The organism is Binatus sp. (SeqCode) (genome assembly GCF_049584895.1).
Taxonomy (GTDB): Bacteria; Desulfobacterota; Binatia; order Binatales; family Binataceae; genus Binatus.
This window is the reverse complement of the sequence record NZ_JBAUYR010000036.1, coordinates 161,110-186,637: the sequence shown is the minus strand read 5'-3', so window position 1 is coordinate 186,637 and position 25,528 is coordinate 161,110. Positions and strand designations below refer to the sequence as shown.

Genomic DNA, 25,528 nt, shown 5'->3' with positions numbered 1-25,528 from the left:
TGGAATTCAGGTGCGCTTCAGCGCGATTGCGTCGATCTCGATTCTCGCTTTGCGCGGCAGTGCGGCTACCTGGACGGTCGAGCGCGCCGGGTACGGCGGCTCGAAGTGCTCGCCGTAGATGCGATTCACGATTTCAAACTCGCCGAGGTCGATCATGAAGATGGTGGTCCTGACCACGTCGACAAAATCGAGGTCTGCGGCCGCGAGCACTTCGCCGAGGTTCTGGAGGACGCGCCGAGCCTGGAATTCTATGCCGCCTTCGACGATCGTGCCCGAGGCCGGGTCGAGCGGAATCTGTCCCGAGCAGAAGACCAGTCCGTTTTGCTCGACTGCTTGCGAGTATGGGCCAATTGCGGACGGCGCTTGTTTGGTGTGGATCGAAGTCTTCATCAGTAGCGATTCCCATTGTGCTGGCCGAGGCGCGACACGCGCATGACACCGTCGATCGAGCCGATCGAGTTCATCAGGTTGTTCAACTGACGCGCGCTACTCACGCTCACCTCGAAGACCGCCAGCGCGCGTCCGTCGGCGCCGTGAGTTTTCACTTCGGCGGTTGAAATGTTGACGCCCGCGGACGCGATCGCCTTGGTCATCGCAGCCAGCAAACCCGGCTGATCGGCGCATAACACTTCCAGCCGAATCGGGCGCGGCGCTTCCTCACCATCTTTCCACACCACCGGGACGCGGCGCTGCGGATCGGTGTTCAGCGCATGCGAGCATCCGGCGACGTGCACGGTGACGCCGCGGCCGCGGGTGATGAAGCCGGTGATCGCCTCGCCTGGGAGCGGGTTGCAGCATTTGGCGAACCGCACCAGCATATCGCCGACGCCGGAGACCACCACCGCGCCGCTGGCGGATTTGCGCGCTTCCTTGGCGGCGCGTTCCCGCTGTGCGGGCCCGAGCGGAGTCGGCGGTTTCTCGGGGCGGTAGATCTTTAGCTCGTCGGGAGTCAGCAGCTTCGCGAGCAATTGAGCCGGCGTGATTATTCCGTAGCCGACGGCGGCGAGCAGGCTGTCAACGTCGCGCTGGGAAAATTCTCCGAGCACTCCGTCCAGCCGCTTGTTCGATCTGAGCTGAGTGACGCTCAACTTGACCGGTTCGAGCTCGCGATCGATCAGCGATATTCCCAGGTCGCGCGATCGCTCCGATTGTTGATTGCGTAGCCACTGGCGGATGCGCGATTTTGCGCGCGCGGTCGCCGCGTAATTGGTCCAATCCTTGCCAGGTACCTGCTTTTCGGAGGTCAGCACCTCGACCGTGTCGCCCGAGCGAAGGCGGTAGCGCAGCGGCACCATGCGGCCGTTGACGCGCGCGCCGGCGAGATGGTTCCCGACCTGCGAATGGATTCGGTACGCGAAGTCGATGACAGTGGAGCCGAGCGGAAAATCGAACACGTCGCCCTTGGGCGTGAAGACGAAAACTTCCTCGGGAAACAGATCATCCTTGACGGTCGACAGGAATTCCTGCGGGTCCTTGAGATTCTGCTGCCATTCGATCAGACGCCGCAGCCACGCGAACCGCTCGGTGTCTTTTTCCTTGATCTCTTTCGCGCTGCCATCCTTGTAACTCCAGTGCGCCGCGATTCCTTCCTCCGCGACCTTGTGCATCTCGCGTGTGCGAATCTGCACTTCCATCCGCTGGCCGCGCGGCCCGATCAGTGTTGTATGCAGCGACTGATACATGTTGGCCTTGGGCAGCGCGATGTAATCCTTGAAGCGGCCAGGGACCGGCTTCCAGTTCGCGTGCACGACGCCGAGTGCCTCGTAACATTCGCGCACGGTATCCACGATGATGCGGAACGCGACGAGGTCATAGATCTCTTCGAAGCTGAGTCCCAGCTCCTGCATCTTGGAGTGGATCGAAAAAAAATGTTTCGGCCGGCCGGTGACTTCGGCGGTGACGCCGCTGTCTGACATGCGACGCGACAAAATCTCGATGACGTTGGCGATGTACTCTTCGCGCTCTTTGCGTTTCTCGGCGACGAAGGCCTTCAAGGTCTGGTACGCGCTTGAATTCAGATAGCGGAACGAGAGGTCCTCGAGCTCCGATTTGAGCCAATAAATGCCGAGGCGATGTGCGATCGGCGCGTAAATCTCCATCGTCTCGCGCGCGATTTCCTGCTGCCGTTCGGCGGACAGATGATCGAGCGTGCGCATATTGTGCAGGCGGTCGGCGAGCTTGATCAGCACGACGCGAATGTCGTTGGCCATCGCGATGATCATCTTGCGGAAATTCTCGGCCTGCTTTTCCTCGCGGCTCTGAAACGTGATCTTCGAGACCTTGGTCACTCCGTCGACCAGCTGCGCGACCTCGGGACCGAAATCCGACTGCACCTGCGCGAGCGACGCGTTGGTGTCCTCGACCACGTCGTGCAGGAGGCCGGTGACGATGGAAGGCACGTCGAGTTTGAGCTGCGCGATAATCATCGCGACGTTGAGCGGATGCGTGACGTAGGGCTCGCCCGATTCGCGTTTCTGATCGAGATGCATCCGCGCTGAGTAGTCGTACGCGCGCCGTATAAGGCCGACGTCGGCCTGTGGATTGTAGCTCTGCACGCGGCCGATGAGGCCGGTGAGTTGGTCGGGAGTAGTAGTTTGCGCTAGCTCTTCCACGGCGCGAATTCGCGCAGGCGGCTGACCTTGAGCCGCTCCGCGTTTACGATCGTTTCAAGCTGCGCGACTGATTTTGAAATCTCGGCGTTGACGATGAGGTAGTCGTATTCGGGATATGCCTCGGCTTCTTCGCGCGCTTTTTGCAATCGATGTTGAATTTTGGACTCATCTTCGGTGGCGCGGCCGCGCAATCGGTCGGCGAGTTCCTCGAGAGTGGGAGGCAAGACAAAGATCGAAACCGCATCGCGCGGATACTTTGCGCGAATCTGTTGCGCGCCCTGGATGTCGATGTCGAGCAGGATGTCATGGCCCGATGCTATCGCAGCGTCGAGCGGCGCTCGCGGGGTGCCGTACGATGATTCGAAGACACGGGCCCACTCGGCGAGCTCGCCTGACGATTGCCTGCGATTAAATTCTTCTTCGCTCACGAAGCTGTAGTCGATTCCGTCGGCCTCGTTTTTTCGGCGCGCGCGCGTGGTTAGAGATATCGAGAATTCCAGATTCCTGATCGCCTTGAGTGCCTCGCGATAAATCGTGGTCTTGCCCGCCCCCGACGGCGCCGAGAGAATGAAAATTATACCGCGCCTTGGCGGCTGAGGGTCATCTGATTTCAACGGTATCGAAGCCATTAAGCAGTAGCAAAGGGCGCTTGTACTATATCCTACTCGACGTTCTGAACCTGCTCGCGCATTTTTTCAGCCTCGGCCTTAACTTCAACCGTTACTTGAGATAACGCCGCGTTCTGCGATTTCGATCCCATGGTATTTACTTCGCGGTTGATTTCCTGGAGCAGAAATTCAATCGACTTCCCGACCTGTCCCTTGCGCTTGAGCAGGGTCTTGAGGCCGTCGAGATGGGTGCGCAGGCGCGTGATCTCTTCGCTGATATCGCCGTGCTGCGACGCCGACGACGCTTCCTCGTAGAGGCGTTTCTCGTTCACCGGCAAATCCTCGAGCAGCTCGCGAATCCGCTTGTGAAAGGTTTCCAGGATCTCCGCGCGGGACTGCTCGGCAAGCTTTTCGATCTTTGGCACCGCCGCTTCGATATTGCGAATGCGGGTCGCGAAATCATTGTGCAGGCTGCGGCCCTCACGTACGCGCTCCGCATCGAGCGCCTTCAACGCGCGCTCCAATGCTTTCTGGCCAAGACTGAAGGCGGCGCGCGAGTCCTGCTCCTCCTCGACCACATGAAAAATTTCAGGCCGATTCAGAATCGACGCAATTTCAGGATTACCGTTGAGATGAAGCTGCTTGCCCAGGCGGCGCAGTTCGGCGACGTAAAGATTAGCGAGCCGGTCGTTGACCTCGAGCCGCACCGGAGGAGCCTTCAACGCGACCGACTTGATAAAAATTTCGACACGTCCGCGCGAGACGACACTCTGCACGGTTTTGCGAATCTCGGCCTCATGCTCGCCCCATCCACGCGGCACCGCGAGTTTGAGCTCGAAAAATCTCTGGTTAAGCGCGCGCACTTCGGCAACCACGCGAACGCCATCATGCTCGGCGGTAGCTCTGCCGAACCCGGTCATACTTTTCATGCGATTCCGCCCCTGTGTTCCCGCGTTGTTCTAACAGAGTCGCGATAGAGCGCGAGCGTTCGCGCCGCCATCGTTTTCATCGAGTAATTTTCCACGACGCGCGCGCGAGCCGCCGCTCCCATCTGCAATCTCAATTCAGCCGATTCCGTCAGTCGTACAATCGCCGACGTGATTGCCGAAGCATTGGCCGGCGGCACGATGATCCCCGTACGACCATCTTCCACCGCTTCGCGCAGACCGCCAACGTCGCTCGCGATCACCGGCAGCGCGCTCGCCATGGCTTCCAGAGCGGCCACGCCGAGACCCTCTTTCAGGGAAGGCATCGCAAAAATGTCCGACGCCCACAAAAGTTCTCGGGGATCATCGACTCTGCCGAGTAGCTTGATCCGATCGAGACTTCGGATGACAGCGATCTCGCCTTGCAGTATTTTATGAATCGAACCCTGACCAGCGATCAGACACTTGAACTTCCCGCGTGCCGCGAGCGCGCCGATCGCTTCGATAAGATAGCGGTGGCCCTTGCGCTGCTCGAGCGCGCCGACGGATGAGATCAAAACTTCACCATCTGAAATTCCGAGCGCGCGGCGCGCATCGGCACGCTCCTCGCCAGTCGGCGGACCGAAGCGGTCGCAATCGACGCCGCTGTGAACGACTGTAATCCGCTGACGGTCGACGCCCGCGGCCGCGAGCGAGTCGGCAACGCCGCCGGAGATCGCAATCACGCCATCGACCGCGCGATTGAACAGGAACGGCGCGAACACGCGATTGGGGCGGTAGTCCATCCGGCGCGTCACGATCAAAGTGCTGCCGAAACTGCGCGCCAACGGCGCCATCGAATGCGCGCGCGAAGTGTGAAAGTGGACGACGTCATAGCGTTCGCGTTTGAGAATCGCGCGCAGCTTGACGCCGGCCGCAAGGTCGATCGCGTTGCGGATGTGCAGCGGATGACATTTTATTCCCGCCGCGATCGCCCGCTCCCAGAGCCGTCCCGCGGGATCGCAGATCAGTTCCGCTCGATGACCGGCGCCGGCCAGCGCAATCGTAAGTCCGAGCACCTGCGTTTCGCCACCGGCCAAGCCGAGCTCGGGATCGACGCCGACGATGCTCAGCTTGGGGACTTCATTCGGGTTGTGTTCGGTAGGCACTTGGATTGGGTCGTCGTAGTCTCGAACGGTCTGCGTCATATTGCGGTCGGAGCGCATCAATCGAAAAATCTGTAATACAGGATTGCGCACACGGCTGTCAGCGCGTCGCGAATGCCGATTTTTTTGCCCTCTTCGTAGGTGCGGCCCGAGTACGACACCGGCACTTCGTAGATTCGCCATCGCGCGCGCGCGGCTTTGGCGGTGATCTCGGGCTCGAAGGTGAAGCGGTTCGCGTTCAACTTCAGCGTCATCAACTTCTCGCGCACGAAACCCTTCATGCCGGTTTCCATGTCCGTCAAGTTGAGATCGCTAATCATGTCGGAGAGTAAGGTCACCGCGCGATTCGCCACGTAATGCCAGAAGAACATGACGCGATGCGGGCCGGATAGAAAGCGCGAGCCGTAAACCATGTCGGCGCGGCCGTCGAGCATCGGGCCGATCATCGCGGCATAGTCGCGCGGATCGTATTCGAGGTCGGCGTCCTGCACGAACACGTAGGGATTTTTCGCAGCCGCGAAGCCAAGGCGGAGCGCAGCGCCCTTGCCGCGATTGACGCTGTGAAAAAAGCATCGAACCTGCGGATGGGTGAACTCGCGCAGAAAGTTCGAAGTGCCGTCGGTTGAAGCGTCGTCGACGACGATGACTTCGGGATCGAAGCCGCAATCGAGCACACGCTCGATCACGCGGCCGATGGTCGCGGCCTCGTTGTAAACGGGAATCACGACGGAAATTTTCGTGCGATCGGCCATCAACCTCCGCTCGCCTCCGGATGGCGGCCGAGCGACGACGACGACGCTCGCGCGGTCACAGCGGCGTGTTTGCGTTCCAGCGCGATTCGAGTCGCAAGCATCGCGGCGATACGGCGTCGTTCCATCCGCCGGCGTCGATCGGAAAAATTCGCGGAATATCCGATCCACACGCGCATGCGATCGGTGTTGGTGACGCCGCCGAGGTCGAGATGACCGAGCTGAACCAGGTTGCGCATCCGCGGCCGCTCTAAGCGGCTGAGGAACGTGCGGCGGGTGCGCTCGTGATCGATGAAAACAAATTTGGGCGGCTCGAGGCCGGTCACGAAAATGTTGAAGGGGGTCAGGTCGCCGTGAATGTATCCCGCGCGATGCATCCGCGCGATCTCAGCGCCCAGCGCGCGCAACACGATGCGCCGTGACGCGAGCCTGGCGCGCTTCAAATGACGCACCAGATTAAATCCTTCGACGCGCGCGGTCACGATTATCTCGCGGCCGCCACGGCGCTCGAACCCGAGCAGCAGAATTTCAGCAACTCCAATTTCGTCAGCGCGCAGATGCTCCGAGATCGACGCGACGTGAACCGCCCGCCTGCGCTTGAAGACAGAGCGGGCTCGATGCAAGCCGCGAATCGGATCGAGCACTTTGAAATATGCATTCAGACCATGATCGAAATGATCGAGCCAGGTCTCGGCGTGACGCGAGCGGCGCACGCGAGTCGGCAAGGTGCCGTCGATCGCGGCGAACGCGGAATCGATCAGGCTTTCGCGCAGCTCCTCTGAAAATCGCGCGTCGTAGCCGGGGATGAGAAAGCTCCATCCGCCGCGCGTCAACACTACCCCGTCCAGGCCCGCGGTCCACCAGCTCATCGCGGAGCCTCGCGCGTCGCGAGTGCGCGCCGGACGGTCGCGCCGACTTGTTCGGGGGATATTCGCCGCATGCATTCGCGCCCGATTGGGCATTTACGAAGATAGCAGGGATGACAGGGAATCGCGCCGCTGATTGCGAGATCGGCAAAGCCCCACGGCGCGGAACGTTCGGAGGCGGTGGCGCCCCACAGTGATACGACCGGGCATCCGACGGCGGCGGCGATGTGCATTGGGCCGGAGTCGGGACCGAACGCGACCGCGCATTCGGGAAAGATCGCGATCAGATCGCGCAGCGAAGTGCGTCCAGCGAGATTGAGCGCAGGCACATTGTTAAGATGCCGCATGACGTCGTCGGCGAGTTTGGTTTCGTCGGGACCGCCGAGCAATACAGGAAATAGTGCGGGACTGTCGGCGTCGGCAACTGAGATTCGGCCAATCACGGCGGCGGTCGACTCGGGAAAGTAGATTCGGCTCGGCCACGACGATCCAAGAATCACGGCCAGCAGAGGACGGGGCGCGTCGCGGAGCATCGCGAGCGCGCGGGCGCGTTCGTCGTCGGTCGCGGCGAGCCCGAATTCGATCGGCGATTGCGCAAGTCCGAGCGCGTCGCCAAACGCCTGGTACTGCGCGAGCTTCAGGCGCATGTTCGGCTGCGGCGCGATCTGATGATTCGAAAAAAGATGGTTGAACTCCTTGGTGTTCGGCGCGGCGAAACCGAAACGATCGCGCGCACCCGAGATTCGCGAGGTGAAGCCGCTCTTCAGATGGCGCTGGAGATCGATGACCAGATCGAAATTGCCTCGGCGAACTCGCAGCAGGTATGGGAGAAAGGTCCACGGCGCATGCGCGCGATCGTAGACGATAATTTCGTCGAGCCATCGATGATGCTCGAGCACCGCTTTCGACTTGGGTTCCACCGCCCACGCGATGTGCGCGTCGGGCCATGCATTGCGAATTCTCCCGAGCAACGGCAATGCGCGGACCACGTCGCCGATCGCACCGAGCAGCACGATCAGGATGCGGCGCGGCGACGGCACGATTTGCGGGGCGGTGGCTTCAGGAGAGGACATTTTGTGACTGGTCGAGGCCGCTTCAGCTCCAAAGCACGATGATAACGGCGCGGACCGACGCCGCAAAGAGCATGCGCAATTGTTTACGGCGACGGCATCCGCGTATAAGTGACGCTGAGATGGCGAAGGAACTCCTCACTTGACGGGCGAACCGCGCCATTCGGGCTATCTCGCCGGACCAATCACGTTTGCATTGCTGATTCTGACCGCGTTCGTAGCGATACGAAGCGTCGAGCCTCCAGCCGCGGTTGATGAGAATGCGCCCGCGACAGAATTCTCATCAGCGCGGGCGATGCGCGACGTCCGCGAGATCGCGAAGAAACCGCATCCGCTCGGCTCAGCCGAAAATGTTCGTGTGCGCGAGTATCTCGTCGCGCGATTGCGAGAACTCGGCGCGAATCCTGAAGTGCAGACGTCAACCGTCGCGCGGCACAGTCCGTTTGGGCCGGATACCTGGGCGGTCGTGAACAACATCGTGGCGAAAGTGCCGGGAACGCAACCCAGCGGCGCTGTGATGATAGTCGCGCACTACGATTCGGTGCCGAGCGGGCCTGGCGCGGGCGACGATGCGGCGTCCGTCGCCGCGATCCTCGAGGCAGTTCACGCGCTCAAGGCCGGTCCGCCGCTGCGCAACGATCTGATCGTTCTATTTACCGACGGCGAGGAGCTCGGACTGCTTGGCGCGCAGGGTTTCGTCGAGACGTATCCGGCGCTCCACGACATCAAGGTCGTGCTGAATTTCGACATGCGCGGCGACTACGGGCCTTCGACGATGTTCCAGACCAGCGCGCACAACTCATGGCTAATCGATCAGCTTGCAGTCGCGGCCCCATTTCCTTACGCAACCTCAGCGGCCGAAGCGATTTACAAACGGATGCCCAATGACACCGACCTGACGGTTTTTCTCGACGCCGGGATGGCCGGGATGAACTTCGCGGCAGGCGGCGGCATCACGCGCTATCACACCGCGCTCGACAACGCCGGCTTGCTCTCCAAGCGCACGCTGCAGCATCAGGGATCGTACGCGCTGCCGATGGTGCGTCAGTTCGGCTGGATCGATCTGACCGCGCCGCAAACCAGCGACGCAGTTTTCTTCGTCGTGGGCGGCAGGTTGATTCATTACTCGGCGCGGCTCGCGATTCCGCTGGCTATCGTCGTGACGATCCTCGTTCTCGGCGTGCTGTGGATTGGAGTCCGCGACGGACGATTCAGCTTAGCCGGCATCGCATCCGGATTTGCGATCTACGCGATCGCAATTGTGGTCGCGGTCGCCGAAGCGCGCGCAATGTGGTGGCTGATGGCGGCGCTCGCCGGATGGCGAATGCTGCCGGTCCGCACGACCTACGGCGGCTTCTACTTCTCGATCGCATCTGACGCGCTGATTTTCGGCTCCTTATGGGTCGCGTACGAAGTGCTCAGCCGCCGCTTTCATCTGCGAAACCTCGGCGCGGGCGCGCTCGCGGTCTGGGCCGTCATGATGCTCGCCACGAGCATCGCGATGCCCGGTGGCAGCTACATTTTCACCTGGCCGCTGGCTGTTCGCGACGGTCGCGACGAGCATTCGCGCGCATCCCGCCGATCGCCGCTTCGCGATTCTCGCGTTGGTTGCGATGGCGCCGGCGATCGTGATGCTAGCGCCGTTATTCGCCGCGAGCCCCGACGGCACGATGCTCTTCCTGGTATTTTCCGGATTGATCGCCGTCCTGCTCTTCGGCTTGTACATCCCTTATATCGATTTTCTAACCGCCGGACGCCGATGGATTGTGCCCGGCGCGCTCGGAGTGCTTGCGCTCGTCATGATCATCAAAGGCAATGCCGCCAGCAATTTCGACGCGTCGCAGCCGCATCCGGACAGTATCTTTTATTTTCAGGATACTGATCGCGCCCGGGCTCGGTGGGTCAGCCTGGATTCGCGGCCTGACAGATTCACTTCGCAATTTTTTCAGCATCATCTGCGCGGCGGATGGATGCCGAAACTCGCCGGGCTTGCAACACGAGACACGCCGGACAGCAACCTAGCGAACATCCCGGGTGACTTCGCATATCTGAATCGAGGCCGAACGACTGAGGGAGACGCTCCGCTCATCAGCGCGGCCCCGCCTCAGCTCAAAGTCCTCGATGACTCGACCACTACAGCCGGCACCCGCACCGTGAAGATGCATATCGCGTCGGCGCGCAAGGCTTCGATTGTGTGGATGGCGGTGCCGGTGGGAGTGACGGTGCTGGGCAGCTCGATCGATGGAAGGTCGGCAGGCGATCGCGTCACCGACGGATGGAGCGGGTGGTATTGGGGCGTGCCGCAGGCTGGATTCGATCTGACACTCAAACTCGCGACGCCCGCGCCATTCATCGTAACTGTGATCGATCAGACAGACGGATTGCCCGAGACGCCGGGGTTCGCGATCAAGCCGCGTCCACCCGACACGATGCCGACGCCGTTTCTGTTCTTCGATTCGACGACGCTGGTGAGGAGGACGTTCGCGATTGGCGGCGAGCAGATGACGCGTCGTTGACCGCTAGCGGTCGCATTCGCGCTTTTCCGTCATCCTGACGAAGCGAGCAACGCGAGCGGTAGGAAGGATCTCGGACAGCCTCGCGACAGCGAGGCCGGTTCCGGTCTCTTCGTCGCCGCATCCACAAAGATGTTTGACGATCGCGTCGTTAACGGTCGCATTCGCCGCCGATCATGTTGATCATGCCGAAGGTTGTGATGATGTCCGGGATCATGCGGCCTATCAGCATCTTGTTCAGCGCGCCCATCCCGAGAAAGCACGGCGGCCGCACGCGCACGCGATACGGCCGGCCGCTGCCGTCGCTCACGATGTAAAATCCCAACTCGCCGTTGGCGCCTTCGACCGCCTGGTACACTTCGCCGGCGGGCACGTGGATCCCCTCCATGATCAGCTTGAAGTGGTTCATCAGGCCTTCGATCGAGTTGTAGACCTTCTCTTTTTCGGGGAGCACGACTTTGGCGTCGGTGATCGTAACGGGACCTTCGGGAAGCGCCGCGATCGCTTGCTCGATGATTCGCTTCGATTGATACATTTCCTGGAAGCGCACGTTGAAGCGATCGTAGTTGTCGCCGCGGTCGCCCACCGGCACCTCGAACTCCATCCGGTCGTAAACGAGGTACGGATGCGCCTTGCGAACGTCGTACGACACGCCGGCCGCGCGCAGGAGAGGACCCGTCAGCCCGTACGAGATAGCCTCTTCCTTCGGGAACTTTCCGACTCCCGCCATCCGATCGATGAAGACGCGATTGCGCGAGAGCAGCTTGTCGCAATCGCTCAGGACCTGGTCGAGCCGCGCGAATGACCCCTTCATCCGATCGTTAAAATCCGCGGGCAGGTCATGCGTCATGCCGCCAACGCGGCACCAAGTGACGGTGAGCCGCGCGCCAGTGACCGCTTCGATCAGGTCGTAGAGAAACTCGCGCGCCTCGAGCATGTAGAACGCGACTGTGGTCGCGCCGACTTCGCTCGACGCCATCCCGAGGCACGTCAGGTGATCGGCGATGCGCGCGACTTCGCTCATGATCAGGCGCACGTACTTGCATCGCTCGGTCGTGTCGATGCCGAGCAGGCGCTCGACCGCGAGCGCGAAACCGACGTTGTTGATGCATGGCGACGCGTAATTCAGCCGGTCGGTGTAGGGGAAGCATTGCGTCCAGGTTCCCTGCTCGCACATCTTTTCGAATCCGCGATGCAGGTAGCCGACCTCGACGTCGCAATCGACGATCTTTTCGCCGTCGAGCTTGAGGTTGAACTTGATGGTGCCGTGAGACGCCGGATGCGACGGCCCCATCTGAAGTTCCATGATCTCTTCGGACGGGTCCGCGGGGACGATTATGTCTTTCCAGCGCGCCGGTAGTGCCATGATTTTATTTTTCTTTTTGAGGGATAACTGTTCAGCGCGACTGGCGAATCGGATTCACGACCGGGTCGACTTCGGGGACGATCGGTTGGCGCTTGTTATAGAGGTAGTCCTTGCGCAGCGGATGCCCCTCGAACGAATCGTACATCAGGATGCGCCGCAGGTCGGGGTGTCCTTTGAAAACGATCCCGAACATGTCGAAGCATTCGCGCTCGAGCCAATCCGCCGCGCCCCACACTCCAACCACGCTGGGCACCGACGGGTCGGCGGCGTCGACCCGAATCTTGACGCGGATGCGATGGCCGCGGGTCAGAGAGTTGAGCTGATAGACGACGTCGAAGCGCGGCTTGCGTTCGAGCCAATCGACGGCGGTCAAGTCGGTCAGAACGTTGAATTCGAAATCAGGATCGTCGCGCAGCGCGCGAAAAAAATCGTAGGCGCGTTCGCGATCGATCGTGAAAGTTTCTTCGTCGCGCTCATTTTGCGCGCTGAGAATTTCAGCACCGAAGCGTGCTTTGATTTTTTCTGCCAACATCGATCGCTAGTCCCAGTCGAGCGCGCCGCGCTGCCATGCGTACACAAGTCCGACGCCAAGAATCGCGATGAAGATGAGCGCCTCGACGAAGCCGAACATCCCGAGGTAGCGCAGCTCGACCGCCCACGGATAAAGAAAAATCACTTCGACGTCGAACAGCAGGAACAGGATCGCCGTCAGGTAGAAGCGCACCGAGAAGCGTCCCCAGGCTGAGCCGCTCGGCGGATTGCCGCATTCGAAAGCCTCGCCCTTGATCACGGTGGGACGCTTGGGCCCGATCAGCATGTTGATCGTGCACATGATGCCGACGATCAAGCCGGCAACGAGCACAGTCACAGCCACGGGGAACCAGGTCGTCATTGTCAATCCACCCTACAATATCTTCTTATCTTCATATGCATACCCGATGAGCGCGTCTTTTGGAACGATCTTCGAATCTAAGGCTCGCGAAAGTGTTCGCGTTTCCTCGTTCCCGGCGTGGTAGTCAGTATTAGCTAATTACGCTGTATAAACCTGTATTATTTGCGCGGAAGTATCTTGACCGTTGTGTTACCTCCAGTCATGGTACTGAATTTATCGCGTAAACAGGAGGGTAATGCGCGTAATATCTTTGTGATCATTATTCCTATTGACGATCATGAGCAGCAGGACTAATGACCATTTGTGGGCATAGAGATTGTGGCGGACCAATTCCAGATCACGGCAACCACTTGTCGAAAGAAGGAGTCAATATGAATCGCGCAATCGGATTGGGGAACTGGTGCGTCGGAACTCTGACCGCGTTGATACTTGCGGTCGGGATCTTGAGCGCGCCGGCATCGGCTCAGGTGAAACCGGGGGATTTCATTACTCCGGACAACGCCTACAAGGTAAGGGACCTCGTCTCTCCGGGACAGTACCTGCGAGTGATGCACGGGATGACTATTCAGGTCACACCGACCGAGCGTATTGATTGGCCGCCGCCGTACAAGGACGCGACCGAGAAGTACTCGAGCCAGGTGCGGCTGACCCCGGACCATCGCAGCCTGATTGGCTACGTCGCCGGCGAGCCGTTCCCGATCGTTGATGCGAACGATCCGGATGCAGGAACCAAAGTGATGTGGAACGTGTCGTTCAGGCCGATCTCCAGCGACGAATACGATCTGCGCTGGTTCGACTGCGACAGCGTGTACTGGGGCAGGAACGCGCCGTTCCGTGAAATCACCGATATCGAAGTCGGCCACTACGCCGGTTACAATGAAGTCGGACGCACCGAAGTCAATCCGATGCCGATCGATCCCGACTTCAAGAAAACCGGCCGTTATTTCCTCGGGCTACTCTATCCAGTGCTCGCGCCGCAGGACGCGCGCGGAACCGGATTGATCAAGTTCCGCTACGCCGATCCCAACACCGAGGACGCCAGTTGGACGTGGACGCCCGGCGCTCGCCGCGTCCGCCGCCTGAACTACGCCATTCTCGACTCGGCCACCGGAGCGCAGGCCTACGACCCGAATCACTACGAAGGCTTCAGTGGCAAGAACGAAAACTACGACTGGAAAATGCTCGGCGAGAAGAACATGCTGGGCGCGATCAACATTGCAAAGGTTCCCGACGTTCGATGCCCGACAGACGGCGGCGCGAGCCATTGCCCCGACAACTGGCAGATGCGGCACTATTACATCATCGAGGGGCGCCCGCGTCCCGGCCGCTTCAACTCGCTCTACAATCACGAAATTATGTACATCGATTCGGAAGCGGACTTCGTGATGGCGAACGACATGTACGATCGCGGCGGCGAGCTGTTCGTCAACTACACCTCGTGGATGCGCTATTCGGATCGCTCGGAGCCTCAGGCCAAAATCGCGATATATCCGTTCAAGCGCGAGTTCCAGTCCGGCTCGTCGAGCATCAACGTGCAGAGTGGCTTCTCCACCGTCTGCTACCATCCATCGCCGGACGCGCCGTCACACGATTCATGGTTCATCAACATGGGTTCGGTTGATCGCGACTGGTTCACTCCCGAACAAATGGCGCGCGCGGCTGAGGGCGGGCATGCGGTAGGCGGCGACTGATGCTCATCAGATCCCAGTCGCGCGTCTCGCGACTGGGCTGAGAAATGAACCGGCGCGGCCAGCGATGGCCGCGCCGGTTTTTCTGATGCGCGAGTCATACTCGCGCAAGGATGCCCCGCGCCGCTAGAATCCATCTTCGATGGATGACAGCGGCGCGATGCAGGCATGGGCAGCAGCGGCCATCGCTCGGCGATGGCCGCGGGCAGGCGTCGACCAGATCGCCGCGCTCCGCGGCGATCTGTCGACCCGCCGCTTCTGGCGCGTCGCTATCGCGACGCGCGGCGAACCGGCCCCCCCCACCGCAATCCTCGTCGACCTCGGCCCCGATGACTTGCCGCGCTACGTCCGCGTGCTCAATCTGCTGCCTTCGCCGATCACCGAGCCGCCGTGGATCAACGTGCATCGCTTTCTCGAATCGATCGGTTCGCCTGTCCCCGCATTGTACGGCGCGGATCCCGCGCGGCGCGCGATGCTGGTCGAGGACGTCGGCCAACTCTCCCTGCTCGACGCCGTCCGCCGTCCCGGCGCCGACGCCGCGGATCTCTTTCGGCTGGCCGCGTCCGAACTGCTCCGGATACACGTTGACGGCACCGCTCGAATCGACTCTCGATGTGTCGCGCACGAAATTTCCTATACCGGCCGGCTCTTCGAATGGGAACTGAAGGAATTTGGAGAAGTCGGTCTCGAGGCGGTTGCGCCTGGCGCGGATTATTCTCCGATCGCACCTGAGATCGCGACGCTCGCTGCGCGGCTCGATCGCTTTCCGCGCGTGCTGTCGCATCGCGACTACCACCGCGAAAACCTGTACCTGCAAAATCTGCCAAATCAAAACAGGCCGCGGATTCGCATCATCGATTTTCAGGATGCGCTCATGGCGCCCGCCGCGCAGGACCTCGCCGTGCTGATGACGACGCGCGACACTGATGAAGTCGTAACTCCGGCAATCGAGCGCCGCATCCTCGATTTCTACTGCGCCGGACTCGCTCGTCGTGGCGTCCAGGCGCTCGACGCGACAGAATTCATGAACAGCTATCGGCTGTGCGTTTTACAGCATGCGCTCAAAATGATCGGACGTTTCGAGATGTTCGAGCGCAACGGCAAGACCGGCTATCGTCCGTTCATTCCGCACGCGCTCGCGCAGGCGCGCCGGATGCTCGGCGAGATGCGAGCCGACTTTCCTGAACTGACAGCCGCGCTGATGCCATGAGAGCGTTGGTACTCGCAGCCGGGATGGGAGAGCGGCTTCGGCCGCTGACCGGCGTCACGCCAAAGCCGATGCTCGAGCTCGGCGGGCATACGCTGATCCACTATCCGCTGACGATGCTGCGGCGCGGCGGCATCACCGAAGTCGCGATCAATGTTCATCACCTCGCGTCTGTGATTCAGGACGGACTCGGTGACGGTTCGCAACTCGGCCTTCGCATCACGTACGCGCCCGAGCCGGTCCTGCTCGGCACCGGAGGACCGCTCAACGGGCTGCACGATTTTCTCGCCGGCGATACGTTCGTGATGGCCAACAGTGACACGATCCTCGACCTCGACCTGCGCGCGATGATCGCGTTCCATCGCGCGCACGCCGCAGTTGCCACTATCGCGCTGTTCAATCCGGCGAATCTCGACTACTACAGCCGTCTCGAAATCGATGCCGCGCAAAGACTCCGCCGAATGCGATTGCTGATGCGCCGCGACCCGCTTCAATACGATGACTATCCTTCCAACCTCGACGACGCCGTCGCCGCGACGCTTTCACCCTTCATGTACTGCGGCGTGATCGTCGCGGAGCCCGCAGTGCTGGACCTGGTTCCGCCGAAGCCGCCGTGGAGCTTGATGCCCGGGCTCTTCGCGCCGATGGTAGCGCGCGCACAGCCGGTCTTCGGCTACGTTCACACCGGATATTTCCGCACGATGGACGATCTGAAAAGTTACGACGCGCTGAAAGCCGAATTCGCGTCGTCGCCTTCGCCAAAGATCATCTAGGTCGCCGACTCATTCGAAATCGCGCGCGCGATCGAGATCGGCAATCATCCCACCATGCGTCGGGCGCCATCCCAGCCGTTCCTGGGTCAATGCGCTTGAAGCAGGGCAGTCGATGCCTATAAGAAATCCGAGCCAGCCAAAGTGCTCGAATGCCTCCTCCTGGCGCTTGGCGACGACCGGCACCTTCAGGCCGCGGCCGATCGCCTCCGCGATATCTCGCAACGGCACGCCTTCTTCGCCGACCGCGTTGTACCTGGCTCCCTTCACACCCTTCTCAAGCACCAGCCGGTAGAGGGGAACGGTATCGAGCAGGTGCGCCGCGGGCCAGCGGTTGAGTCCGTCGCCGACGTAGGCCGAGACACCCTTCTCGCGGGCTATGGCGATCAAGGGTGTGACGAGGCCGTGCTTGACTCGGTCGTGGACCTGCGGGAGGCGCACCACCGACGCGCGCACGCCCCGTTGGACCATCGCATCGGCCGCCTCTTCCGACGCACTGCGGGGTATGCTGGAGCTGGGGACGGGCGGATCTTCTTCGGTCGCGAGGCGTCCCGGCGTGAGGCCGACACCGGTCCCGGAGGTGACGACCAAGGGTCCGTCAGAGCCAACGAGCGCGGAGCCGAGAGCCTCGATAGCGTGCCTGTCTGCTTCGCAGTTCTCAGCGTACTTCGAGAAGTCGTGGTTGAAGGCGCAGTGAATGACGCCATCAGACATGGCGGCACCACTGCGCAAGCTTTCCAGGTCTTCGAGATCACCTCGATGCACCTGCGCGCCTGCGTCGGTGATAGACTTGGCTCCAGCATCTGAACGCGAAAGCCCGATCACTTGATGGCCCGCGCCGATTAGATCCTGAACAATCGCAGAACCGATGAATCCTGTAGCACCGGTGACAAATACTCGCATCACGATTTCTCCTTAGTTGCGTTATAGTTTGGATCCACGCCCCGCTCGAACCGCGCGCTTCGCAATGCACAGCCCGTTCATCAGGACTTGCCAGACGTCGTTGTATGCAGCGTCGATGGCCGGATCGGCCCACTCGGCGGCGTGGGCCGGATGGTGGAACCGCGACGTGGCGAACAGCACCGCCCGAGCGGCAGCTACGGGATCGAGGGCGCGGAAGGTGCCTTCCTGTACGCCGGAGCGGATGACCATCGCGGCCAGCCCGACCAACTCCTCGATATGGGCGGCGACAATGGATTGAGCATCGGCCGAGAGCGTCCGATAGGCGGCGAACAGCTCAGGGTCGTCCGCAGCCCGGCGGCGTTTGACGGCGATCAGGGCGTCGATCAGCCGGCGCAACCGCTGCGGGGCCGGGCCAGGCCCACTTGCGATTGCCCGCAGCGGGGGCAAGGTCGCCTCCGCCCATCGGCTGACGACCAGGTCCCGCAGCTCAGCCTTGGTCGCCACGTGACGATAAACGGCCGCGTGACTCACACCAAGCGCCCGGGCCACGTCCACCACCGTCGCCTTGGCCGGGCCGAACCGGCGGAGGACATCCTCGGCCGCGGCGACGATCCGATCGCGAGTGAGCGGGGTGTCAACCGGGGACGTGGGTACCTCTCGACGCGCCGCCGATTCTCTTTTCATGTTTTGAAACAGCTCCCTTGTTCGAGGTCAGTTTGCCTCGGCGGCGATCCGATCGAGCTCCGCTAAGGTTTGCGGCGACAGCGTCAACTCACCGGCGGCCAGGTTCTCGCCAAGGTGCGCGACCGACGAGGTGCCGGGGATCAAAAGAATGTTGGGCGACCGGTGCAGCAGCCACGCCAGCGCGATCTGCAGCGGCGTCGCGCCGAGTCGGTTCGCGACCGACGACAGGGTGGACGACTGCAGCGGCGAGAACCCGCCGAGTGGGAAGAACGGCACATACGCGATGCGCTGCCGAGCCAGGTCGTCGATCAGGGCGCCGTCGTGACGGTAGGCCAGGTTGTAGTAGTTCTGCACGCATACGACTTCGGTGATCGACTGCGCCTCGGCCACCTGGGCAGCAGTGGCGTTGCTCAGACCGATGTGACGGATCAACCCCTGGCGCTGCAGCTCGGCCAGCACCGTCACCTGCTCGGCGATCGACCCCTCCTCGGTGCCGTGGCCCGACCCCATCACGCGGTAGTTCACGATGTCGAGCGCGTCCAGGTTCAGGTTGCGGAGGTTGTCGTGGACGCCGGCGGTCAGCTCCTGGGGCGAGATGGCCTTCTGCCATGACTTGTCGGGAGGGCGGCGGCCTCCCAGCTTGGTGACGATCACCAACCCCGCCGGGTACGGATGCAGAGCCTGCCGGATGATCTGGTTGGTAATATGCGGGCCGTAGTAGTCAGACGTGTCGATATGATTCACGCCGGCCGCGACGGCCTCGCGCAGGACGGCCACTGCCCCGTCAGGGTCCTTGGGCGGTCCCCACACGCCGGGGCCGGCCAGCTGCATCGCGCCGTAGCCTATCCGATGGACTGTTAATGAAGTACCGGGGAACGTGAACCGGCCACCGAGCTTCGCTTCAATCATGGTGTTGGATCCCTTTAGCGTCGGGGTGCTGCTTTACGAGTGCCGACAGGAGTGAGCGTACGCGATTGAGTTACAGAAGTCAAATATTGAAACTTGTACCTTGTGGTGAGCGGGCTTGGGCTGCGTGCGACCTAGTAGAAGCGCGCTTCACCGGGCAGGCGCGTTTTCCATCGCCGGTGAATCCAGTTCCAGTGGTCCGGATGCGCGCGGATCATCTGCTCGAGCGTGGTGGTGTATTGCTGCGTGTACTCGCGCACTAGCGCCTCGCGGTTGCGGGTCTTCTCGGGATAGAAAGCGGGCAGGATTGTTATCTTGTGATGAACGGTGTCGCCCTCGCGCACCATGAACACCGGCATCACCGGAGCGCCGGTGGCGAGAGACAGCCGCGCGATGCCGTCGCTGGTCGAGGCCGGCAGCCCGAAAAAATCCACGAACACGCCCTTGCGCACGTCGAGGTCGAGCGCGATCGCGATCATCCAGTTCTGCCGCAGCATCTTCATCATCTCGCGCCCGCCTGCCTTGCGCTCGATGATGCGGTTGCCGTAACGGACGCGCTGGGTCGAGATGGCGGCGTCGATCAGCGGATTGCGCAGCGCGCGATGCACGATCGCGAGCCGGTAGCCGTACACCGATTGCGCGATCTGCATCAGCTCGAAATTTCCGTAGTGCCCGGTCAGCACGAACAGGCCGTGGCCGTTGGAGCGGCGCTCGGCCTCGTCCCAATTTTCCTTGCCCTCGTAAGTGGCGACCTGCTCGACGTTGGCGCGGCTGAGCTCGGGCAGATGAGTCCATTCGGCGAGCACGCGGCCCCAACTGCGATACATCTTGCGCAGGATGTTGAGGCGCGCCGCCGGAGTCATCTCGGGGAAAGCGATCTCGAGGTTTTTGAGCGCGATCGGCCGGTTGGGACGGTCGAAATTCATCGCCCATCCTCCGAGCCGCGCGCCCGCCCGCACTGCGCGCTCCAACGGCATCGCACGCAGCGCGGCGGTGACGGCAGTGATGCCGGTGTATTCGATGCGCGCTTTAACCGGACCGATTTGCCTAGCCATACCTGATTCCCGATTCCATTTAATCGTCCGCTCGATGCGAATGCGAGACGGCGCGCTCACAGCGTCCCGGTTTGGTAGTTCGCCCATAGCGCATTCGCTATCCGCGCCGCGTCCGCACGGATTCCGTATTTCACAAAATATCCGCAAACGTTTTCCAGGTCGCGGCCGAGCAACAGCCGCGCCTTCGGATTGATGCGAGAGTCAACCGCCTGCGGAAAATCGATCGCGACGATTCGATCCTCCCAGTAAAGCAGGTTGTACGGCGACAAGTCGCCATGCACCAGGTCGTTCGCGAGCCACAACGTGATGTTGTCGATAATCTGGCGCAGATATCTGTCCGCATGCTCGCGCGGCAGCGTGACGCGATTGAGCATCGGCGCCGCGGTGTCCTCGTCGCCGAAATATTCCATCAGGATCGCGCCATTCGAATGCGAGAATACTTCAGGCACGTCGGCGCCGGCCGCGTGGAGCATCCGCATCGTCTGAAATTCGGCGTTGATCCATGTCCCGTACTGCACCTCGCGCCCATGACGGGATTTGTTCGCCAGCGCGCGTTTGCTGCGGCTGCTGAGCGCGGCGTCGCGGCCCTTCTGGTAGATCGCATCGTTGTGAAAATTGCGCCGCTCGAGCGGCCGGTAGACTTTTGCCGCGACCAGTCCGCCGCCGTACGCGTCCGCGCCGCGACAGCAATAGACGGTAGCCTCTTTCCCGCTCCGGACTACGTATAGAACGTCAGTTATAGATCCATCGCCGATAAACGCGTCGAGTAATCCTTCATCGATCTCTAAAGCAGTGGTCATCTCTGGCCTCAATAGTTAGAAGTTGCGTTCGCGCACCTGTGATTTTTCGTTGCGCATTTTTCCTCATGCTTCGGTCCTCCGTTTGCGATTTTCGAAAATTGAATCGTCGAATCACGCACGCGCGACGCTCGCGCGAAGCGGACAACGGAAACAAAAAAACCACGGGAGCTTTCGCCTCCGTGGCTGCTATGTCAGTGAAAAAGTGAAAATCCGGCTGGTTTACCGGCGACTGAAGCTCAGCGGAGGCGCGCTCGTCGTGCGCAATTCGGCAAGATCTTTAAAGTGAGTATTCATTGCGTACGCACCTCCCGTCAGGGGAGTTGACGAGAATATCCGCGCGTGCGCGTCGCAAGTCAATCGCGGACAGGACATCAGCGACTTCGTCTATCATTGCCACATCCTCAATCACGAGGATCAGGCGATGATGGCGATCATCCGCGTGCTACCCTGTCCGGCGGCGAAGGAAGCGCCGAAAGCCAAGGACATGCCCGCGAAGATAACCCGTCGCGAAGACGGAATCGTCAACGTGGCATCAGTCCGATAGTGTGGGAAATAAAGTAGGTGTTTTGTGGGCTTCGCCTCATCGGGTTTGAATTTTTTGCCGGTGAACCTGCCCTCCTTCGTGTAAGGATTTAGTGAGTCACTCAGAATGCCTTTTGATTTCCGATTTTTTTGGTACGATCCGCATATGGCACCGATGATGCTAGCCCCAACAGGAGGTTACTTGCATGAAACTCAAGAGAAAGCTGGTTTTAGGTTTGTTGGGCGGCGCGATGCTGGCGCTCCCGTTGACCGTGCCGGCATTCGCGCAATCGGCTTACAGCGCAGATTCAAATTACATCCTGCCGGTCGACTGGTGGTGGGATCATTACAAAGGCGACCGGGACGCGTACGCCAATCACGGTTGGCACCAGGGATACTACGAGTATGGTGGCAAGCGGTATGCCTGCGACCGCGCACGCAGTCTCCAGAACCAGGTGTGGCGAGACAGGAGCACGGGACATCCGGCGGCGGCTAATGACGTAGAGGCGGAAGCGGCGGCAGCGCGTGCTCGCTGCTACAATCAATGATTGACGGTTTTCTCGTAGTATGATCGAGCGCCTCGCCTCAAGAGCGGGGCGCTCGTTTTATATCGCGGCGATTGCCGTCTTTCGAGATCGCTGCGCATCCGGTAAATCGTTTGCGTGGCTGATTCTCCGACCAAGAGCGACCTCAAGTCAGAAATTTTCTCGCCGCGGCGATGGTTGACCATAGACTACTCGCCGCATCCCGAAGAACGATCGTTCATGGACCGGGCGCAGACCCGCGGCGAGGCTGAAGTCGCGGCCACGGTCGCAGTGCCGAGCGATCGCGAGAGCGATCGAATATTCGGTGTCCGCTTGGCGCGCCATCGGGTGCAGGCCGTGTGGTTGGAGGTGGTGAACGGCGGCCACGAACCGCTATGGCTGGACCGCGTCCAACTTGATCCCGACTACTACATGCCGCTCGAGGCCGCGCACCTGGCGCATTTCGCGATGGGCACGCGGCTGTTGGCATTCGGCGTGATCGGATGGCTCTTCCTTCCGCTACTGCCGCTGGTGCCGCTCAAGCTTCTGTCGGCGCGCGCCGCGAACCGAAGAATGAGAGAACTCCTTCGCACCTTGGGATTCCCGACCGCGATCATTTTGCCCGGACAGAAAGTTGGCGGATTCATCTTCACCCGGTTGGACGAAGGGGTGAAACGGATCGACGTACGACTCCTCGGCCGCAGCCACGTGGCGGATTTCCAGTTCACGGTCGAGGTGCCGGGTCTGGTGCTGCCTCATCCTGCGGAGGACGCCGAAATTGCCGACAGCGCCGAGCAACTCGACGAGGCTGCTCTTCGCACCTGGATTGAACGGCAGCCGCGATGCACCGGCAATGCGGCAGAGACCGTCGAGGGCGATCCGCTCAACCTGGTTATCGTGGGCGACCGCGCGAGCATCCAGGAATGCCTCAGCACGTGGGACGAGACCGAGTCGATCACGCTCGGCACGTCGTGGAAAACCGCCAAGGCGTTCCTGCTCGAGTCGCAATACCGCTACTCGCCGGTGAGCCCGCTGTATCTCGGTGGACGCCAGCAGGAATTCGCGCTGCAACGCGCCCGCGCGAGCCTCAACGAGCGCCTGCATCTGAGATTGTGGAGCACGAACATTCGGTTTGAGGGCCAGCCGGTCTGGATCGGACAGGTCAGCCGCGACATCGGGGTCCGCTTCACGCCCAAGACCTGGAACCTGACGACTCATCAGATCGATCCCAACGTCGATGAAGCGCGCGACTACGTGCTGGACGATCTGCTGGCGTCGCGCCGCGTCGCCCTGATGGGATTCGTCCACGGAGTACAGCCCGCGACCGCCGATGCGCCCCGCCACAACCTGACCGGCGACCCTTATTTCACCGATGGCCTGCGCGCGTTCGCAGTCCTATCGCGCACCCGCACAGCCCCGGCGCTTCTATCTTGATCTTCGCCCGCCGCTAAGACTTCGAGACGGTCTGCATACCTGCTCAATCAGCCTGGATCGTTCGCGGTGCTTCGGTTGTTGGAGTCGGGGCTGCTTGCGGTTGTAGTGACGTTTGTCGCGGTTGAGCTTGCTGGCGGGTGACCGGCGACTGGTAGGATCCGATTTGAGTTCCGTCTATGGTGCTCTGCTTCCAGACTTCGGGCAGGTATTCGCGGTAGCGGATCGCGCCGTCGCCGATCATCGCGAACACCGCGGGACCGAGCCGGTCGATCTTGCGGGCTGTAGTGCCGGGCAGGACCTTGTCGAGGATTCCCGAATAGAGCTGCGCGAAGTTGTCGGCGTCGCCCGCACTGCGGAAGATGATCATCCACAGAAGGGTCAGCGACTTTCCCTTTTGTAGCGCGACGATTCTATCCCCCGCCCACTTGGTCGACGCCTCGACGTACGGCGTGTCCTCACCCATCGTGCGCTCGAGCATGATCTTGAGCATCAGCTCGCCGAGCGTGTCTTCGTCGATTTTTTTCCAATCGTGCAGGACCTTCTCGTAGCCGGCGAGCTTGACCGTGAGCGCTGGCGTCGGATGGTCGAAGTAGAGCTCGGGATGCATGATCTGCTGGGTCGATAACGGCGGACCGGTGAACAAAGCATTCACGCCCGCCCATTTTCCGCGATGGTAAGCTTCGGCGACGAAACGTGCGCCCTCGGTGTACTGAAAAATAAAAGGGTAGGTCATCGCGCGCGGCTTGCCTTCCATCCGTCCCATGAAGACCGGCACGATGTCCTGCAGATGCGAATCGAAGTAGTCGATGGTCTCGTCGTCGACGCGCCCGATCACCACCGAAAATCCTGACAGGGTCGCGTCGCCTTCAACGATTGCCTTGTAGGCGAGTTCGCGATCGCTATTGCCCTTGTATTTCTTGAGCGCGGCCTCGATGTCGAAGTACTGGTCCTGGAGCGCATGGGTCAGCTCGTGTCCGAGGGTTCCCATGGTGTCGAGCTTTCGCATCTCGGTGATCGCATTCCGATATCGCTCCGGCAGCTCGACGGTTATAGGCCGATCGATAATTACGATGTCCTTGTGATGGTCGTCGTAGAAGCCGGCCAGCTCGAGCGTCATATCGGCGAGCTCCTTGCGCTCGATTTTCAGGTCGGGCGGGAACAGACCGATCATCTTGTTCTCCTCGACGCCGGTGTCGATTTCCTCCTGGCTTACCTGCTTGGCGAACTGGGCTGTGAACCGGGCTTCGGTTTCCGCGACGCTGAGATACGTCACCGGCACATCGCGTTTGAGCTTGAGCCCGCGAATCTTCTGGACGCGAGCTTTCACCACTGCCGCCTCGTCGCGGCTCAATTCATCATCCTGCGAGTAGGCGAGATTGCAGAACAATGCTGCGGCGACGCATGCGAACGCCACTAGCGCGACAAACCTTCGAACCGGGATTACTCCCAAATTGCTCCCCTTACTCAAGCGGTCATCCTGATTAGCGGGGATTCCCGCTGGAGGCAAACCGGGGTTTAAGAAAGACCGCTGCGGTCTGTTACTCGTCCCAGCCGAAATGACGCGTGATCGCGATAGTGCCGTAGCCGTGGTTATTGCCGTAGCCGGCCTGAAAATCGAGGCTGGTCTGCCATTGTCTGAAAAATAGACCGAGGTCGGGACCAAATTCCTTCATCACATGCGGCTCCTGGCCGCCGCCCCACAACTGCCCGCCCGCGCCAAGCAACCAGGTCACATCCCGCCACGACGACATCACCACGCGCACGTCGATCATGCCGCTGGTTTGTCCGTTGTTGTAAAAGTGATCTCCGATGAAGGACAGATTGATGGGATGCCGGCTGTGAAGCAGTATCCAGCTCGAAAAGTCGCCCTCGATTCTTGCACCGGTGCTGTCGCCGACGTCGCGGCCGCCCAGAACAGTCAGCGAGGTACCTTGAAACGGCAGCAGATCGATCCCGCCCATGAAGACACCGAAGTTGCGCGGACGAGTTTTTGGATGATCGAGCAACGGGTTGTCCCATCCGGCGCCTTGGTAGATTTGATATCCCGAGACGCGCCCGACCACGCCGATATAAGGATTCAAGGTCTGCTCGAGCTGAAAGCCCTCGTGAGTCGCCGCGTACAGGCTTTCGTTGCCGATTGCGCTCGCGAACAGCGTCAGGCTCAAATGCTGGGGATTCGCTGGCGTAAAGAAATCAGAATAAGGAAGGGCGCGCGCCGACGTGGCTCGCACCGCGAGGGCGACCGACAGCATCGCGACCACAGCTTTGCGATACGCGCGCGTCCTCAT

The 25,528-nt window shown here is 61.1% G+C and carries 26 protein-coding genes; 8 read left to right on the top strand and 18 right to left on the bottom strand.

Features of this window, described 5'->3' with window-relative positions:
• Nucleotides 1-6: 6 nt before the first annotated feature.
• Genes WB650_RS07295 through WB650_RS07260 form a run of 8 tightly spaced genes read right to left on the bottom strand, consistent with a single transcriptional unit; the run spans nt 7 to nt 7,979 of the window.
• Complete coding sequence (locus tag WB650_RS07295; RefSeq protein ID WP_422302421.1) at nt 7-390, bottom strand: RidA family protein; 384 nt, start codon at nt 388-390, stop codon at nt 7-9.
• The gene (locus WB650_RS07290; protein WP_422302419.1) at nt 390-2,612 is read right to left on the bottom strand and encodes a RelA/SpoT family protein; all 2,223 of its coding nucleotides are present in this window, start codon (nt 2,610-2,612) and stop codon (nt 390-392) included. Before WB650_RS07290 ends, WB650_RS07295 begins: the two co-directional genes overlap by 1 nt.
• Nucleotides 2,600-3,226, bottom strand: a complete 627-nt coding sequence (gene gmk, locus WB650_RS07285) for a guanylate kinase (protein ID WP_423959967.1) — start codon at nt 3,224-3,226, stop codon at nt 2,600-2,602. Before gmk ends, WB650_RS07290 begins: the two co-directional genes overlap by 13 nt.
• 47 nt (nt 3,227-3,273) lie before the next feature.
• Entirely contained in the window at nt 3,274-4,149 is an 876-nt protein-coding gene (locus WB650_RS07280; protein ID WP_422302415.1) for a YicC/YloC family endoribonuclease, read from the bottom strand.
• Nucleotides 4,146-5,294: a glycosyltransferase family 4 protein gene (locus tag WB650_RS07275; protein WP_423959965.1), complete on the bottom strand. Its 1,149-nt coding sequence runs from the start codon at nt 5,292-5,294 to the stop codon at nt 4,146-4,148. The genes WB650_RS07280 and WB650_RS07275 overlap by 4 nt, the downstream gene beginning before the upstream one ends.
• 56 nt (nt 5,295-5,350) lie before the next feature.
• Entirely contained in the window at nt 5,351-6,043 is a 693-nt protein-coding gene (locus WB650_RS07270) for a glycosyltransferase family 2 protein (protein WP_422300662.1), read from the bottom strand.
• On the bottom strand, nt 6,043-6,909 hold the full coding sequence (locus WB650_RS07265) for a lipopolysaccharide kinase InaA family protein (RefSeq protein WP_422300661.1): 867 nt from the start codon (nt 6,907-6,909) through the stop codon (nt 6,043-6,045). Before WB650_RS07265 ends, WB650_RS07270 begins: the two co-directional genes overlap by 1 nt.
• The gene (locus tag WB650_RS07260) at nt 6,906-7,979 is read right to left on the bottom strand and encodes a glycosyltransferase family 9 protein (RefSeq protein ID WP_422300660.1); all 1,074 of its coding nucleotides are present in this window, start codon (nt 7,977-7,979) and stop codon (nt 6,906-6,908) included. The genes WB650_RS07265 and WB650_RS07260 overlap by 4 nt, the downstream gene beginning before the upstream one ends.
• 139 nt (nt 7,980-8,118) lie before the next feature.
• Between WB650_RS07260 and WB650_RS07255 the strand changes: the two genes are divergently transcribed.
• The gene (locus WB650_RS07255) at nt 8,119-9,858 is read left to right on the top strand and encodes a M20/M25/M40 family metallo-hydrolase (protein ID WP_423959963.1); all 1,740 of its coding nucleotides are present in this window, start codon (nt 8,119-8,121) and stop codon (nt 9,856-9,858) included.
• A complete protein-coding gene (locus WB650_RS07250; RefSeq protein ID WP_422300658.1) occupies nt 9,776-10,492 on the top strand; it encodes a hypothetical protein in 717 nt (238 codons plus the stop codon). Before WB650_RS07255 ends, WB650_RS07250 begins: the two co-directional genes overlap by 83 nt.
• Before the next feature lie 148 nt (nt 10,493-10,640).
• Here WB650_RS07250 and WB650_RS07245 read toward each other — a convergent pair whose 3' ends face one another.
• From WB650_RS07245 to WB650_RS07235, 3 genes are read right to left on the bottom strand one after another with little or no spacing between them, the layout of a single operon-like run.
• The gene (locus WB650_RS07245) at nt 10,641-11,855 is read right to left on the bottom strand and encodes an NADH-quinone oxidoreductase subunit D (protein ID WP_422300657.1); all 1,215 of its coding nucleotides are present in this window, start codon (nt 11,853-11,855) and stop codon (nt 10,641-10,643) included.
• Nucleotides 11,856-11,886: 31 nt separating this feature from the next.
• Nucleotides 11,887-12,387 (bottom strand): NADH-quinone oxidoreductase subunit C, encoded by a 501-nt coding sequence (locus WB650_RS07240; protein ID WP_422300656.1) that lies wholly within the window; start codon nt 12,385-12,387, stop codon nt 11,887-11,889.
• A 6-nt stretch (nt 12,388-12,393) separates the two neighbouring features.
• Nucleotides 12,394-12,747, bottom strand: a complete 354-nt coding sequence (locus tag WB650_RS07235; RefSeq protein WP_422300655.1) for an NADH-quinone oxidoreductase subunit A — start codon at nt 12,745-12,747, stop codon at nt 12,394-12,396.
• A 371-nt stretch (nt 12,748-13,118) separates the two neighbouring features.
• Between WB650_RS07235 and WB650_RS07230 the strand changes: the two genes are divergently transcribed.
• The 3 genes from WB650_RS07230 (at nt 13,119) to WB650_RS07220 (ending at nt 16,415) form a co-directional block, all read left to right on the top strand.
• Entirely contained in the window at nt 13,119-14,438 is a 1,320-nt protein-coding gene (locus tag WB650_RS07230; RefSeq protein WP_423959960.1) for a DUF1329 domain-containing protein, read from the top strand.
• Between the two features lie 139 nt (nt 14,439-14,577).
• Nucleotides 14,578-15,645, top strand: a complete 1,068-nt coding sequence (locus WB650_RS07225; RefSeq protein WP_423959958.1) for a phosphotransferase — start codon at nt 14,578-14,580, stop codon at nt 15,643-15,645.
• Nucleotides 15,642-16,415: a nucleotidyltransferase family protein gene (locus tag WB650_RS07220; protein ID WP_422302730.1), complete on the top strand. Its 774-nt coding sequence runs from the start codon at nt 15,642-15,644 to the stop codon at nt 16,413-16,415. Before WB650_RS07225 ends, WB650_RS07220 begins: the two co-directional genes overlap by 4 nt.
• A gap of 9 nt (nt 16,416-16,424) precedes the next feature.
• Here the strand turns inward: WB650_RS07220 and WB650_RS07215 are convergent, their stop codons facing one another.
• The 5 genes from WB650_RS07215 to WB650_RS07195 all read right to left on the bottom strand — a co-directional run bounded on the left by WB650_RS07215 (nt 16,425) and on the right by WB650_RS07195 (nt 20,760).
• Entirely contained in the window at nt 16,425-17,315 is an 891-nt protein-coding gene (locus WB650_RS07215) for an SDR family oxidoreductase (protein ID WP_423959956.1), read from the bottom strand.
• Nucleotides 17,316-17,336: 21 nt separating this feature from the next.
• Nucleotides 17,337-17,999, bottom strand: a complete 663-nt coding sequence (locus WB650_RS07210) for a TetR family transcriptional regulator (protein ID WP_422302727.1) — start codon at nt 17,997-17,999, stop codon at nt 17,337-17,339.
• A gap of 27 nt (nt 18,000-18,026) precedes the next feature.
• On the bottom strand, nt 18,027-18,908 hold the full coding sequence (locus tag WB650_RS07205) for an aldo/keto reductase family oxidoreductase (RefSeq protein WP_422302726.1): 882 nt from the start codon (nt 18,906-18,908) through the stop codon (nt 18,027-18,029).
• Nucleotides 18,909-19,039: 131 nt separating this feature from the next.
• Nucleotides 19,040-19,960 (bottom strand): lysophospholipid acyltransferase family protein, encoded by a 921-nt coding sequence (locus WB650_RS07200; protein WP_423959953.1) that lies wholly within the window; start codon nt 19,958-19,960, stop codon nt 19,040-19,042.
• Nucleotides 19,961-20,016: 56 nt separating this feature from the next.
• The gene (locus WB650_RS07195; RefSeq protein ID WP_422302722.1) at nt 20,017-20,760 is read right to left on the bottom strand and encodes an RIO1 family regulatory kinase/ATPase; all 744 of its coding nucleotides are present in this window, start codon (nt 20,758-20,760) and stop codon (nt 20,017-20,019) included.
• Between the two features lie 292 nt (nt 20,761-21,052).
• Here WB650_RS07195 and WB650_RS07190 point away from each other — a divergent pair, with 292 nt between their 5' ends.
• The 3 genes from WB650_RS07190 (at nt 21,053) to WB650_RS07180 (ending at nt 23,240) form a co-directional block, all read left to right on the top strand.
• Nucleotides 21,053-21,304: a multicopper oxidase domain-containing protein gene (locus WB650_RS07190; protein WP_423959983.1), complete on the top strand. Its 252-nt coding sequence runs from the start codon at nt 21,053-21,055 to the stop codon at nt 21,302-21,304.
• 184 nt (nt 21,305-21,488) lie between these two features.
• Nucleotides 21,489-21,830 carry a hypothetical protein gene (locus tag WB650_RS07185; protein WP_422302718.1) on the top strand — a complete coding sequence of 114 codons (342 nt, stop codon included), beginning with the start codon at nt 21,489-21,491 and terminating at the stop codon, nt 21,828-21,830.
• A gap of 114 nt (nt 21,831-21,944) precedes the next feature.
• A complete protein-coding gene (locus tag WB650_RS07180; RefSeq protein WP_423959951.1) occupies nt 21,945-23,240 on the top strand; it encodes an LssY C-terminal domain-containing protein in 1,296 nt (431 codons plus the stop codon).
• Nucleotides 23,241-23,283: 43 nt separating this feature from the next.
• On the opposite strand, the gene WB650_RS07175 is transcribed toward WB650_RS07180, so the two are convergent.
• Nucleotides 23,284-24,708, bottom strand: coding sequence for a hypothetical protein (locus tag WB650_RS07175; RefSeq protein WP_422302716.1), 1,425 nt, complete (start codon nt 24,706-24,708; stop codon nt 23,284-23,286).
• 70 nt (nt 24,709-24,778) lie between these two features.
• On the bottom strand, nt 24,779-25,528 hold the full coding sequence (locus WB650_RS07170; protein ID WP_422302714.1) for a hypothetical protein: 750 nt from the start codon (nt 25,526-25,528) through the stop codon (nt 24,779-24,781).

Coding starts and splice junctions, on each gene's coding strand:
- WB650_RS07295 (WP_422302421.1), bottom strand. CDS start 390: ATGAAGACTTCGATCCACACCAAACAAGCGCCGTCCGCAATTGGCCCA.
- WB650_RS07280 (WP_422302415.1), bottom strand. CDS start 4,149: ATGAAAAGTATGACCGGGTTCGGCAGAGCTACCGCCGAGCATGATGGC.
- WB650_RS07270 (WP_422300662.1), bottom strand. CDS start 6,043: ATGGCCGATCGCACGAAAATTTCCGTCGTGATTCCCGTTTACAACGAG.
- WB650_RS07265 (WP_422300661.1), bottom strand. CDS start 6,909: ATGAGCTGGTGGACCGCGGGCCTGGACGGGGTAGTGTTGACGCGCGGC.
- WB650_RS07260 (WP_422300660.1), bottom strand. CDS start 7,979: ATGTCCTCTCCTGAAGCCACCGCCCCGCAAATCGTGCCGTCGCCGCGC.
- WB650_RS07250 (WP_422300658.1), top strand. CDS start 9,776: ATGATCATCAAAGGCAATGCCGCCAGCAATTTCGACGCGTCGCAGCCG.
- WB650_RS07245 (WP_422300657.1), bottom strand. CDS start 11,855: ATGGCACTACCGGCGCGCTGGAAAGACATAATCGTCCCCGCGGACCCG.
- WB650_RS07240 (WP_422300656.1), bottom strand. CDS start 12,387: ATGTTGGCAGAAAAAATCAAAGCACGCTTCGGTGCTGAAATTCTCAGC.
- WB650_RS07235 (WP_422300655.1), bottom strand. CDS start 12,747: ATGACGACCTGGTTCCCCGTGGCTGTGACTGTGCTCGTTGCCGGCTTG.
- WB650_RS07230 (WP_423959960.1), top strand. CDS start 13,119: ATGAATCGCGCAATCGGATTGGGGAACTGGTGCGTCGGAACTCTGACC.
- WB650_RS07225 (WP_423959958.1), top strand. CDS start 14,578: ATGGATGACAGCGGCGCGATGCAGGCATGGGCAGCAGCGGCCATCGCT.
- WB650_RS07220 (WP_422302730.1), top strand. CDS start 15,642: ATGAGAGCGTTGGTACTCGCAGCCGGGATGGGAGAGCGGCTTCGGCCG.
- WB650_RS07215 (WP_423959956.1), bottom strand. CDS start 17,315: ATGCGAGTATTTGTCACCGGTGCTACAGGATTCATCGGTTCTGCGATT.
- WB650_RS07210 (WP_422302727.1), bottom strand. CDS start 17,999: ATGAAAAGAGAATCGGCGGCGCGTCGAGAGGTACCCACGTCCCCGGTT.
- WB650_RS07205 (WP_422302726.1), bottom strand. CDS start 18,908: ATGATTGAAGCGAAGCTCGGTGGCCGGTTCACGTTCCCCGGTACTTCA.
- WB650_RS07200 (WP_423959953.1), bottom strand. CDS start 19,960: ATGGCTAGGCAAATCGGTCCGGTTAAAGCGCGCATCGAATACACCGGC.
- WB650_RS07195 (WP_422302722.1), bottom strand. CDS start 20,760: ATGACCACTGCTTTAGAGATCGATGAAGGATTACTCGACGCGTTTATC.
- WB650_RS07185 (WP_422302718.1), top strand. CDS start 21,489: ATGAAACTCAAGAGAAAGCTGGTTTTAGGTTTGTTGGGCGGCGCGATG.
- WB650_RS07170 (WP_422302714.1), bottom strand. CDS start 25,528: ATGAGGACGCGCGCGTATCGCAAAGCTGTGGTCGCGATGCTGTCGGTC.